Origin of the sequence: Chryseobacterium tagetis (assembly GCF_016735585.2) — a bacterium.
GTDB classification, from domain to species: domain Bacteria; phylum Bacteroidota; class Bacteroidia; order Flavobacteriales; family Weeksellaceae; genus Chryseobacterium; species Chryseobacterium tagetis.
In genome coordinates, this window is record NZ_JAERSE020000001.1 from 17,956 (window position 1) to 30,824 (window position 12,869).

General features: G+C 34.6%; 10 protein-coding genes. 4 read left to right on the plus strand and 6 right to left on the minus strand.

From position 1 onward, the window contains the following. Positions 1-6 precede the first annotated feature (6 nt). From JI747_RS00100 to alaS, 5 genes are all read right to left on the minus strand, one after another. Positions 7-2,196, minus strand: a complete 2,190-nt coding sequence (locus tag JI747_RS00100; RefSeq protein ID WP_225685410.1) for a hypothetical protein — start codon at positions 2,194-2,196, stop codon at positions 7-9. Positions 2,197-2,325: 129 nt separating this feature from the next. Continuing rightward, positions 2,326-2,994, minus strand: a complete 669-nt coding sequence (locus JI747_RS00105; RefSeq protein ID WP_225685411.1) for a hypothetical protein — start codon at positions 2,992-2,994, stop codon at positions 2,326-2,328. After that, on the minus strand, positions 2,994-3,746 hold the full coding sequence (locus JI747_RS00110) for a hypothetical protein (protein WP_225685412.1): 753 nt from the start codon (positions 3,744-3,746) through the stop codon (positions 2,994-2,996). The genes JI747_RS00105 and JI747_RS00110 overlap by 1 nt, the downstream gene beginning before the upstream one ends. 90 nt (positions 3,747-3,836) lie before the next feature. Beyond that, positions 3,837-6,293 (minus strand): DUF5686 family protein, encoded by a 2,457-nt coding sequence (locus JI747_RS00115; protein ID WP_225685413.1) that lies wholly within the window; start codon positions 6,291-6,293, stop codon positions 3,837-3,839. Positions 6,294-6,486: 193 nt separating this feature from the next. Beyond that, complete coding sequence (alaS, locus tag JI747_RS00120; protein ID WP_225685414.1) at positions 6,487-9,090, minus strand: alanine--tRNA ligase; 2,604 nt, start codon at positions 9,088-9,090, stop codon at positions 6,487-6,489. Positions 9,091-9,611: 521 nt separating this feature from the next. On the opposite strand from alaS, the gene JI747_RS00125 reads away from it, so the two are divergent. The 4 genes from JI747_RS00125 to msrB all read left to right on the plus strand — a co-directional run bounded on the left by JI747_RS00125 (position 9,612) and on the right by msrB (position 12,109). Further along, on the plus strand, positions 9,612-10,166 hold the full coding sequence (locus tag JI747_RS00125; RefSeq protein WP_225685415.1) for an RNA polymerase sigma factor: 555 nt from the start codon (positions 9,612-9,614) through the stop codon (positions 10,164-10,166). Positions 10,167-10,198: 32 nt separating this feature from the next. Then, positions 10,199-10,450, plus strand: a complete 252-nt coding sequence (locus JI747_RS00130; protein WP_225685416.1) for a hypothetical protein — start codon at positions 10,199-10,201, stop codon at positions 10,448-10,450. A 79-nt stretch (positions 10,451-10,529) separates the two neighbouring features. Continuing rightward, the gene (locus tag JI747_RS00135) at positions 10,530-10,979 is read left to right on the plus strand and encodes a DUF417 family protein (RefSeq protein ID WP_225685417.1); all 450 of its coding nucleotides are present in this window, start codon (positions 10,530-10,532) and stop codon (positions 10,977-10,979) included. A gap of 20 nt (positions 10,980-10,999) precedes the next feature. Then, positions 11,000-12,109, plus strand: coding sequence for a peptide-methionine (R)-S-oxide reductase MsrB (gene msrB, locus JI747_RS00140; RefSeq protein WP_225685419.1), 1,110 nt, complete (start codon positions 11,000-11,002; stop codon positions 12,107-12,109). Positions 12,110-12,158: 49 nt separating this feature from the next. On the opposite strand, the gene JI747_RS00145 is transcribed toward msrB, so the two are convergent. Continuing rightward, positions 12,159-12,821, minus strand: a complete 663-nt coding sequence (locus JI747_RS00145; RefSeq protein ID WP_225685421.1) for a murein L,D-transpeptidase catalytic domain-containing protein — start codon at positions 12,819-12,821, stop codon at positions 12,159-12,161. Positions 12,822-12,869 lie beyond the last annotated feature (48 nt).

The following is a 12,869-nucleotide window of genomic DNA, read 5'->3' on the forward strand; positions in this document are numbered from 1 at the left end:
CTGATTTTAAAATTCTAATAATTTGAGTTTGAACTGTATCGCAAAATTTTGCTTAAAGTTCGATGTTGTATAATATCCGACTCTGTAAAATAATCCTAAATTAAAATAACTGGAAAGAAAGTTGTTCCATTCCAATCCAACTTCCTGATAAAGGCGGTTTAGGGTTCTGTATCTGAAATCATGATACTCAGGATGTTTCATATCACCAATAGTTCCACGCAGTACAAGATCTAAACTTGAAATATTTTGTCCTAAGCTTTTAAAATACCAAGGGAGTTTGTGGGTAAAATAATAGGCAACAAATTTGTCATTATAATATTTTCCACCTTCCAATGTGGCGAAACCAAGATAGGAGGTAAGATTGAAGTTGAAATCATTTCTTGTGGAAGCCAATCCGTTCATCGTAAAGTTTTTCCAGATCGGGGCAGCTCCAAAAACCATTCCTCCGTAGAGCCTGAAACCTGTAGTTCCCAACATCGTTTTCAGGTTGTAAAGGAAAAGCAGATCAAAACGGGAATAATTAAGATCTCCTCCAAAAGCCTTGTAACTCTGCTCATAGTTCAGATAAATTTCAGGGAATTTCTGATCCAGCAACGATTTTCCCTGCGGAGTCATGATGTTGGTAGAATTCGGGGAATATTTAAGCGTAATTAATGTATTAAAATTATCAAAAGCGGCACCCTGATCTCTGAAATCGTAATCAAACATCGCCTTTTCAGAATTTCTTCTTACCGTGGAAACCAAAGTCAGTGCATTCGTAAGATCATTGGTATAAGACAGGGAAACTCCTTTAAACTGAAAATACCGGCTGTTATTAAGGTTATTTCCATAGTTGGAAGTTCGCATTTTAAAACTCCATAGTTTTCGGTAGAATTCTCCGGAAGCCGTTACATCATTATAATTTTCAATACGGAAAAATGAATTTTTTTCTAAAGAGGTCTTAATATCCAGCCCGATTCCGTATTTCCAATGATCGTCTTTGAAACCATAAGCAAAATAATAATCGGGAGAGAAATAAGGGTTAAAATTTTCATTTAGTTTTGCCTTTAATCCCACTCTGAATCCTTCATAAGCATTAAAGTTTACAATCTCATCTAATGCGAAATCTAAACTTCCGACCCGTATCTGTCCGTTTAATAATCCTGAAAAAATCTGGGCTTTATTATCAATATTATAAATTTTTCCCAGACTGTCTATCGTTGTGTAGGTATTGCTTTCCCTTTCCGTTAAAGGATCTGTACGGTATTGGCTGAGTGTTTTTCCGTCTGCGTTTTTCACAGTAAAAGTGTATCCTTTGAAGTTACTTCTGGTTTGCTCAATAGGCGACTGAAAATCGAAATATCTTGAAGTAAGAAAAGCATACGTTCCGAAGCTCTTTTTATTCCTTTTCTCGTGTGTTTCCCTGTTTTCTTCCTCCATTACCATATTGCTCATTTTCAGCTTTACGGTTTCCTGTGCAAGAAACCATTTGTTGTTGTAGAAAACCCATGTGCTGGTAATGATTCCGTCGTTTTTATTTTTACTGAAATTTTCGATTTTTTTAATACCGTAAGTTTCGGTGTCAATATATATGGCGCCGTTATACTTTCTTTTTTTGTCGTTTTTCTTATAATTTACTTCCCGGAAACGGATGACAAAATTTTTCCTTCCGTCCATTTCAACAGTATCGGTAAGAAAAAAGCGGTAAAGCCTCCTGTTTTCATATTTTACCTGATCCGGAACTACATCTCTGTTGCTTTGCTGTAGCGCAAGCATTTCATAAATAGGCTGTTTCAGTCCGGAAATCCTGTTGTCCAGAATATTAATTTTCTCGCCGTATTTTTTTGAGTATAAAAATTCCTGAGCTCTTTCCCAAAGAAAAAGTTTGCTCTTCGAAAATATTTGTTTGGCGGTAATGCTGTTGAGAGAATCTTTTTCCCGTTTCTTTTTAAAAAGCGTATGGTCGAAGAGTTTTTTGAACTGCGAAATACTGTCTTCGTCTATATCTAAAGAAACTTTTTCGTACGATTTATAAGAATAGGAATCCAGTGTTTTAGGAGAGTTTTCTTTAAAAAGATTGTTTACTTTTTTTAAAATTTCCAATGCTCTCGGATCACTTTTATCTTCAATGATAACGGTTTCAATGGAGGTGATTTTTGATTGTGAATAACCAAAAACAGAGAGGAAAAAAAATATATACAATAAAACCCTTTTCATAGAAAAACTTTTCAAAATTAGTGATATTTATTGTGTTAGAAAAGTTTTGTTAATTGATATTAATACCGATGCTTTATCGGAATGATCTTTTAAACCTAAATAAAAAACTCCCGGATCTCCGGGAGTTTTTTATTTAGCCAATAGAGAAACAAATGTAATTGCTTTTATCTGAAGATCTTCTTTTGAAAGCTTATTATTTTCAAATTCGAGAGAAGTGAACTGACCCGCTTCTTTTGCTAATAAAGCACAGCCATTGTATTTTTTGCCTCCGTACTGATAGGTGTAGCTTACAAATTTAGAATCGGGATCATCAACTTTTACTTTTATATTTTCAATGTTTTTCTTCTTTTTTAAAGCTTTTAAGTTGTCTGTCAAACCATCATTAGAAGAGTAGGTATGAATGAATATACTCGTATTGTCAGGAAGTTTCATGGCGAGCTGAAGAGAATCATCATGATTTTTCTGAACAAAGCTTTTAGACTCAATATTTATTTTTGAGGTAAGATCTATAGGAAGTAAAGTATCATTTTTGACCTTTACCACACGAAAAATTGCTTTTTCTGCATCATTCAGCTTGCTGATGCTGTCATAGCTTTCGTAAAAGAGATCATTTGAAAGGTCATCATTTTGTACATTTTCATTTCTGTAATGCTGAATAAGAGAATTTACATTCTGATAGCTTGTATCGGAATACGAAGATCTTTTTGAATTGTTGCTGCAGGTAATGGCAAGTCTGATAACGGCAAATAAACAAACGGCAATACTTAAAATGGTTTTCCAAACGGGGTTATCATTCATTATTTCAGGTCTTCTTTAGTGATTTTAATTTCTTTGATGTTTTTTCCGTTGGCATCCGTGTATTTATAAATAAGATCTTTTACTCCTAATCTTTCGGTTTTAGAAAAAATCTGCTGAATTTGAGGTGATCTCAGCATTTCATCTTTTACAATCTGCTCTGCACCTTCTACCTGAAACAATTTTTGAAAACTTTCCGGAACCTGTGCTGTATAAACGATATTACTTTCATTATCTGCTTTAATGCTCATGATTTTTATTCCCGTAGATGGGTCTTCCGATGGCAGATTTTTATTGAAAATATCAAGAACCGCATTGAGCTGATCCGGACCGGAACTTCCCATAGAAATTGATTTAAGGTCTTTTCCTGCATCACCTTTTATGTTTTTACTATCAATCACCTCATCTGCAATAACTCTTGCACCGACTCCATAAATTTTAATATTGAATTTCACTCCTTTGTCTAAAAGTTCACGTCCTTTCGGTTCACTTTTAATAGCTTGTCCTATAAGCTCTGGGAGAGAGGTTTTCATCAGTTCGGCCTGCATTTCATCTCCGGCTTCATTGGAGGTATTTACTTCGATGGTAATTTGGTCATTACCGGAATCAATTGCTTTGGTAGATTTGATCATCCCATTCGTCATCATAGAAGACGATTGGTTATACATCGCTACAAAGTTCCTGATTTTGTCATTTTTTGACTGACACGCTGTAAGTAATATCGCGGTGAAACACGCAATAAGTATTTTTTTCATGATTATTTTTTGGGAAAGATAATAAAAAAACAGAAACCGGAAAGTTTCTGTTTATATTTTTACTAGTAATTGTGATATTACTTTATTTTTTTAATTTAAAAGACTGAATCTGAATTTTATTCCAAAGTTGTCTTTAAATTGTGACGTTTGATAATATCCTAGCCTGTAAGAGAAGCCGACTCCGAAACTTCTTCCTAAAAATCGGTTCCACATTACTCCGACTTCCTGATAATAATGATCCAAAACCTGGAACTGGAACTGATGATCGCCTCTGTTTTTTAAATCTCCAATAGCCGCCTGATATTCAAGATCTATACTGGAATATCTTGTTCCGATAGTTTTGAATCTGAATGGAAGTGACTGGGAAATTTTAAAGGCGGCAAATTTATCAGCAAAGAAAGTTCCTGAAGGCATTGTAGCAAATCCTAAATTGGAAGGTGTGCTGATATTTGAATACCAATGGTCTACATTAGAATCATTTTGTCCTGCGATTTCAAAGTTTTTCCAGATGGGTGCATTTCCTGAAGAAATTCCTCCGAAAAGTTTGATGTTAGTATATCCTAATTTAGATCTGAACTGATGAATAATCAAAGCGTCTAATCGGTCATAATTCAGATCTCCGCCTAATGTTTCAAATCCTTTTTCGTAATTCATGAAAATCTGAGGATAGCTTCTTTCGTACGTATATTTTCCGCTTGGCGTCATAATGTTTTTATCATTCGGAGCGAATTTTAATGAGACTGTTGCGCTTGTATTGTCGAAACTGTTTCCCAGATTTTTATACTGGTAATCGAAAAGAGCTTTTTGTTTTTCCTTGTTAAGGGTAACTTTCATGCTTAACGAATTGGAAATATCATACAGGAAAGAAGCTCCCCATTTCTGATTTTTGTAGAACGTTCCATTATGAAGATCCAGATTCATGTCCGAAATTTTCATCATCATATCCCACATTGTATTGTTGAATCTTCCTGCCGCAAAAACATCGTCTACATAATCTATTCTGAATACGGAAGTTCTCTTGTCCGAAAGTTTCACATCTAAACCTAAACCGTATTTCCAGGTATGATCTTTAAATCCGTAGCCAAAATACCCATCAGGAGAAAGCGTTTTGTTGAAATTTTCATTCAATTTCAGACCAGCTCCCAAACGGATTCCCTGATATTTGTCGTAGCTGAATAGCTTGGTAATATCAAAATCGATCATTTTATAGCGGATGTTTCCGCGCATTAACTGTGTTAAAGTATTTAATTTTTTCTCAAAATCATTCTTCTGAACAAAGCTGTCAATTTTTGTGTAGGTTGCACTTTCTCTTGCTGTAAGGCTGTCTGTTCTGTATTTTTCCAGAAGGCTTCCGTCTGAATTTTTCATTTCCAGAGAATATCCTTTAAATTCTGATGCTTTTTGCTTTCCATTGATATCAAAATCAAAGAAGCGGTTCTTAACGTACAGATAGTTCCCGAATTTCTTTTTATTATATTTTGGCTTTTCTCCGGGTTTTATGCTGTCTTTCTTTGAGGTATCAAAACTTTGGTCTCCCATCTTCAGCATAATATCTTCAGAATCTAAAAACCACTTTCCGTTGATCGGTTTCCAGACAGAGACAATATTTCCTTCGTTTCGTTTTTTGTTGATGCTTTCGAATTTCTTTAAAGCATAGGTTTCAGAATCCACATAGATTTTTCCGTTGAATTTTCTCGGATTCTGTTTCTTTTTGTCTGTGATTTCCTTGAATTTGATCACGTATGTTTTTCTTCCGTCAAGCTGTAAGGTATCTGAAAGGTAGAAGTTGAACAGCTTTCTGTTTTCAGGTCTTAATTGTCTCGGTGTTCTGTCCAGATTGGAAATATTAATAGCTAAAGCTTCATAGATCGGATTTTTAAAACCGGACATTCTGTTGTCTATGATATTCGTTTTCTCCCCAAAACTCTTTGAATATTTGTATTCAGTCGCTTTTTCCCAAAGAAACATCTGGCTTTCTTCCGTAGCGCTGATGAAATCTTCTGCCGTCAATGAGTCTTTTTTATCTTTTTCTTTCTGTTTAAAATCTTTCTTATCCACTTTTGAAAGGGAATCTTTTCTGACCGCTAAGAAATTTTTATATGTATCAACAGAATCTTTGTCTACATCAATAGAAAATTTAGAATATGATTTGAAATTGTAAGAATCCAAAGATTTTGGAGAATTTTCCTTAGCTCTTTTATTCAGTTCATCTAAGATTCTCAAAGCTTTGGGATCACTCTTATCACTAATGATCACTCTGTCTATATTATCCAGTTTTTCGGATGAAGGCTGCATCGAAATTTCCATCGATTTTTTTACGTCTGCCAAAACATCTTCAAAATTACTGGCAAGAATCTCGACCTTTTTACATTTTGTTTTTAAAGATAAGTTCCCATTGAAATCTGTTTTTCCTAAAAGTTCATCATCACAATATACTGCTGCATTATGAATCGGCTGCTTGTTGGATTTATTGATGACTTTGAGCTGAATCTGCCCGAAAAACAATACTGTGGAGAATAAAAATAGAGTAGAGAGAAGTTTTGACATTAGTTTTTTTATATATAAGACAAAACTATTGATAAGAAGGTTACAAAAGAATACGAAAAAATATAATCTTTTGTTAAAAATAAAAACCACTGTATTCGAATAAGATACAGTGGTTTTATTTATTTTTTAATTCCCATAATAATGAGAAATGAAAATTTATTTTATATTTTCTTAAATCTTTTTAACAGGATAATTAAATGTTCAACGCTTTCTGATAAGCATTTTCCAATCCATCAAGATTTTTTCCTCCGGCTGTAGCGAAACCTGGGTTTCCGCCACCACCGCCTTGGATTTCTTTTGCTAAATCTTTTACAATCGCTCCTGCCTGATAATTTGCTGCCAAATCATCAGAAACTCCAACGGTAATCATTGGTTTTCCGTCTGCATCAGAAAGAATGATTGTTACCGAAGTAGGGATTTCTTTCTTCAACTGGAATACGATGTCTTTTACAGAACCTGCATCAAGAGATGTTTTCTTTACTAAAAGCTGTTTGTCACCTTTTTGTTCGTAAGCATTTTTCCAGTCACCGATTTCTCCTTTAGCTTTTTCTTTTTTAAAGGCTTCAACTTCAGCTTTCAATGATGCATTTTCTTCGATTAGTTTCTCGATAGAACGCACAACATCTTTAGATTTCAACAATTGAGAAAGTTCAGTGATCTGTTTTTCCAACCCTTTGAAATATTCCTCAGATTTATCTCCGGAAATAGCTTCAATTCTTCTGATTCCCGCAGCAGCCGAACTTTCGGAATTGATCTTAAAATGACCGATTTCGCTTGTGTTTTTCACGTGAGTTCCACCACAAAGTTCTTTTGAACTTCCAAACTGGATCATTCTCACATTGTCTCCATATTTTTCACCAAACAAAGCCATTGCGCCTCTGTCCAGAGCTTCCTTGATCGGAATGTTTCTGAACTCCTGCAATGCAATACTTTCTTTGATCTTTGCATTTACTTTTTCTTCAATCGAAGCCAATTCTTCTTCTGTCATTTTGTTGAAATGAGAGAAGTCGAAACGTAAATAATCAGGACCAACGTAAGAACCTTTCTGTTCAACGTGAGTTCCTAGAACATCTCTTAACGCTTCGTGCAACAAGTGAGTTACAGAGTGGTTTGCCTGAGAGTTTTTTCTGTCGGTTGCATTTACTTTAGCATAGAAAAGAGCACTTGCATCTTTAGGAAGCCCGCTGATTAAAGAAATAATCAATCCGTTTTCCTTTTTTGTTTCCAAAACTTCGAAACTTTCAGCAGCATTTTCAAGAACACCTTTATCACCAACTTGTCCACCACCTTCTGGGTAGAAAGGAGTGTTGCTCAATACAACCTGATAAAATTCGCCGTCTTTATTTTCTACTTTTCTGTATTTTGTAATATGAGTTTCCGCTTCAATCTGATCGTAACCTACAAAGTTGGGTTCTTGCTCTTCTAAAACGACCCAGTCATATACTTTCTGAGCGGAATCAGCTTTTGAACGTTGTTTTTGTTCATTTAAAGCCACTTTAAATCCAGCTTCATCGATTGTTAAGCCTTTTTCCTCAGCGATAATTCTTGTTAAATCATCTGGGAAACCATACGTATCATATAATTCGAAAACTTCTTCTGTTGGCAACACTTTTTTACCTTCCGAAATCGTCTGCTGAATTAATTTTTCAACTCTGATTAATCCTGTTTCAATCGTTCTTAGGAAAGATTCTTCTTCACTTTTAATAACTTCTGTTACCAAAGTTCCCTGTTTTTCCAGTTCAGGGAAGAATGCTCCCATTTGTTCTTGTAAAACAGCAACCAATTTATAAAGGAAAGGTTCTTTCATATCCAAGAATCTGTAAGAATAAGAAATTCCTCTTCTTAAAATTCTTCTGATTACATAACCAGCTCCTCCGTTTGAAGGCAATTGTCCGTCTGCGATCGCAAAAGAAACCGCTCTGATGTGATCTACTACAACACGTATCGCAATATCTTTTTCGTCTTCTAAAACTCCCGTATATTTTTTACCTGAAAGTTCTTCTACTTTAGCAATTAAAGGCGTGAAAACATCAGTATCATAGTTTGAAGATTTTCCCTGAAGCGCCATACAAAGACGCTCGAAGCCCATTCCGGTATCAATATGTTTTGCAGGAAGGTTTTCTAAGCTTCCGTCTGCTTTACGGTTGTATTGCATGAAAACCAGATTCCAGATTTCCACAACCTGAGGATGGTCATTATTTACCAATTCAAGTCCAGAAACTTTTGCTTTTTCTTCTTCACTTCTTAGATCGACATGAATTTCAGAACAAGGTCCGCAAGGTCCGCTTGCTCCCATTTCCCAGAAATTATCTTTCTTGTTTCCATTGATGATTCTGTCTTCAGAAATCACCGCTTTCCAATAATCATAAGCATCCTGATCTCTGTCAAGATTTTCGGAAGCATCTCCTTCAAAAATGGTTACATATAGGTTTTCTTTCGGAATTCCGTACACTTCTGTCAGCAATTCCCAGGCAAAAGCAATAGCATCTTTTTTGAAATAATCACCAAAAGACCAGTTCCCCAACATCTCAAACATGGTATGGTGATAGGTATCTCTACCTACATCATCCAGGTCATTATGCTTCCCGGAAACTCTTAAACATTTTTGAGTGTCGGCAATTCTTGAGGCTTTAGGCTCTTTGTATCCTAAAAAATAATCTTTGAATTGCGTCATTCCTGAGTTGGAAAACATGAGGGTAGGGTCGTCTTTCAGCACGATAGGAGCCGAAGGAACGATAAGGTGTTCTTTACTTTTAAAATAATCTAAAAATTTCTGACGAATCTCTTGTGATGTCATAATGATATATATTGCTTTGCTTTTTACAAATTTTCGATAAGATGCAAATTTAATGTTTTTAAAGCAATAGTAAAATATAGTTTAGTGTTTTAACCTACGTGTAAAATAATTGTTTAAATATTGTCATTCTGAACGGAGCGAAAGCGGAGTGAAAAATCTCTTTATTAATATCAAAACTTGGATTATTAAGCTTTCTTTTTTTTGTTTCCTGCTTTCTGTACTTGCCTGTTTTTTAGATTTCGGGCGGCGGCTTTGCCGCCGCCCGAAATCTAAAAAATGAACCTAGACAATTGCTGCAATTAGTGCTAGGAAATTGCGACTGTTGAAAACCACCCGTCAAAATTTCTTTGAATTTTCGCCACCTCTCAGAAGGAGGAGAATTTTTGTAGTGAATATTTTTTTGCAGTTTAGCATTTAACTTTTTATATTCGTTTTAATATTAAATAAAAAACTCTAGGATTTTTTTTACAAGATCTTTATGTAAAGCGAAAAATCTGTGGGCAAATAAAATAATATTTGATATGACAAAAAACGAAACAATCAAAAACTGGATAGAAGAATATTCAGGGCCATTGTTGAGAAGGGCAGTACATCTGCTTTCGGATAAAGTTGAAGCGGAAGATATTGTGCAGGAGGTTTTTGTTTCAGCTTTTTCGTCGTATGATTCTTTTGAAGGGAAAAGTCAACCGTTGACTTGGCTGATGACTATTTTAAAAAGAAAAGTTGCGGATTTTTATCGCAAAAAATATAAATCCGAACCACAAATAAAACTAGACCATTTTTTTGATGAAACCGGTTCTTGGAAAAATGATGATGTCCTTAATGATTGGGATGCTTCCAACAAAGAAACCGAGCTTCTCGATGACAAAGATTTTAATAAAACATTGGAAGATTGTATTGAAGATTTGCCCTCCAGATGGAAGATTCCGATGAAAATGTATTATCTTGAAGAAAAAAAAGCGCCTGAAGTGAGTCAGGAATTGAATATTTCTACGACTAATCTTTGGAAGATTTTACAGCGAAGCCGAATGCAGTTGCGAGAGTGTCTGGAATTTAACTGGTTTGCAAAATCATAAGGACTAAAAGAATGTTAAAAAAACTAATACATATGATCTTTTTACCATGCAGCGAAGTGACTCTGCTCATGGAAAAACGCAATGCTGAAAACATTTCTCCAACAGAGAACTGGAAACTCAATCTGCATCTTAAAATCTGCAAATGGTGCAGAGCCTACAAACAAAAACTGGAAATTTTAGATGATATTCTGAAAAGAAAACTTTCTCAGGACAAAAAAGATAAAATTAATAATTCTGAAATTCAGGACTTTAAAGAAAAAGTTATTAAAAATTTAGATATTTAAGACAATTATTGTCAGGATTTTGAAAATGTTCCGACTATACTTTTGAAAATAAACAAAGTATTACATCAAAATCATTACAATGAACGGAACTTTATTAGAAATCAACAAAGAAAACCGAACGGGCAGAATCGGATATTATATCTCGATTTTTGGGGCTGCATTGATTTTGCTTTGGATCGGAATATTCAAATTCACACCGACCGAAGCAGAAGGAATACAACATCTGGTAAAAAACCATTTTCTCACTTTTTTCGTATATGATATTGTAAGTGTACAGACAGTGTCAAACGCTATCGGAGCGATAGAAATTATCATTGCTTTACTATTAATATTTAGTGTGAAATTTGCATCACTCAGAAAGTACGCTGCCATCGGAATGGTTGTAACTTTTCTTACGACATTAAGTTATTTATTGACCACTCCGGGTATTTGGAAGACTGTAGACGGAATTCCTGTTACAGATTTCTTTATCTTAAAAGATCTGATGCTTTTAGGATTTAGTTTAATGATTTTAAATGAAAAAAAATGATTACAAATAAAAAAATAAAAATGAAAAATATATTAATACTGCTTGGAGTAATTCTGGGTATAGCAGTTTTTGCTAGAAGCTGTGGAGATGCCAAACCAAAATCCACAGACAATAAAAATGAAAATGAGACCATTATGGATAATAAAAACGTAAAAGAAATCTATTTTGCAGGAGGATGTTTTTGGGGAACTGAGCACTTTTTTCAACAAATTCGCGGAGTGGTAGGAACAGAAGTTGGATATGCCAACGGAAATAAAAAAGACCCTACGTATGAGGAAGTGGTAAGTCATACCACAGGTTTTGCGGAAACTGTAAAAGTGAAATATGATCCTGAACAGGTAGATTTAAAATTGTTAATTGACTTGTATTTTAAAACCATTGATCCTACAAGTGTTGACAAACAGGGGAATGACAGAGGAAACCAGTACAGAACAGGAATTTATTCAACAGATAAAGAAACGGAAGCTCTTGTAAAAGCTGAAGTCGAAAAATTAGCTAAAAACTATAATAAACCGGTGGTCGTGGAAACTATTCCTTTGAAAAACTTCTACAAAGCAGAAGATTATCATCAGGATTATTTAGATAAAAATCCTGGAGGATATTGTCATATCGAACCGGGATTATTTGAAATGGCAAGAAATGCAAATCCGCTTCCTAAAAAACAGACTAAAGAAATGAAATATCAAAAACAGGATAAAGCTGCCCTTAAAAAAGAATTAACCGCAGAACAATATAACGTAACTCAGGAAAACGGCACGGAAAGACCTTTCCAGAATGAATACTGGGACGAAACCCGTGAAGGAATTTATGTAGATATTACGACTGGAGAACCTTTATTTATTTCAACCGATAAATTTGAATCTGGCTGTGGATGGCCAAGTTTTTCAAAACCGATCACTAAAAATCTGATCGATGAAAAATTGGACAGATCAGCGGGTATGACGAGAGTGGAAGTAAGAAGTAAAACCGGAGATGCGCATTTGGGACATGTTTTCAATGACGGACCTGAAGATAAAGGCGGACTTCGTTACTGTATCAACTCAGCTTCTCTGAAATTTATTCCAAAAGCGGAAATGAAAGCCAAAGGATATGGAGACTATATTTCTTTACTTGAAAAAGATAAGAAGTAACTATATAATTAAGTAAGGTGTTTTTAAGACTGTCGAAAGACAGTCTTTTTTAATTGTAAATCCACATCAGAACGGGTTTGGATGTACTTTTTAAGAGAGGATCAATTTCTCTTAAAGCACTGTTGGAAACTGTCGGACAGCCCCAACCTTCGGGAGAACCTTGAGGATAGATCTCATGATCATCCATTTTTTCCCAGGAATGAAAAACAATGGCTCTTTTCAGTGCATTATTATTGGTTTCTTCTAAGCCGTGCATTAAATATTTTACTTTAATTCCCCATTCACTTATTCCTCTTTCCCCGATTTTATATTTTCCCAGAGAAGAAAGATGACTTCCGTCTTCATTGCTGAAACCCGGATTGTCTTTTGATTGTGCCCAACTCCAGATATAATTTCCGCAACCGTGGCCTACAAGATACTTTTTGGTAATTTTCTTTTCTTTAAAATCATAAATGAAAAAACGGTTTACGCCTGAATGTAAACTCATATCGATCAAAATACAAAAATCGGTATTGAATTTCTTCTCTTTACAAAATGATAAAGCCTCTTTAGCTTTTTTATGAATCTTTTCAGTATTTAAAGATGGTTTTTCCTCTTTGGATGAGGTGAAAACTCTAAATGTATTTTTCTTACCATCAGAACAGGATAAGCACAGAAAAGCTAATGTTAAAAAGCAATTTTTTATAATTTTAGAAGTTGAAAAGTGAATCATTTGGTGTTTTTATAGGTAAAGTTTAAAGATAGCTAAAAAGAAATTTGT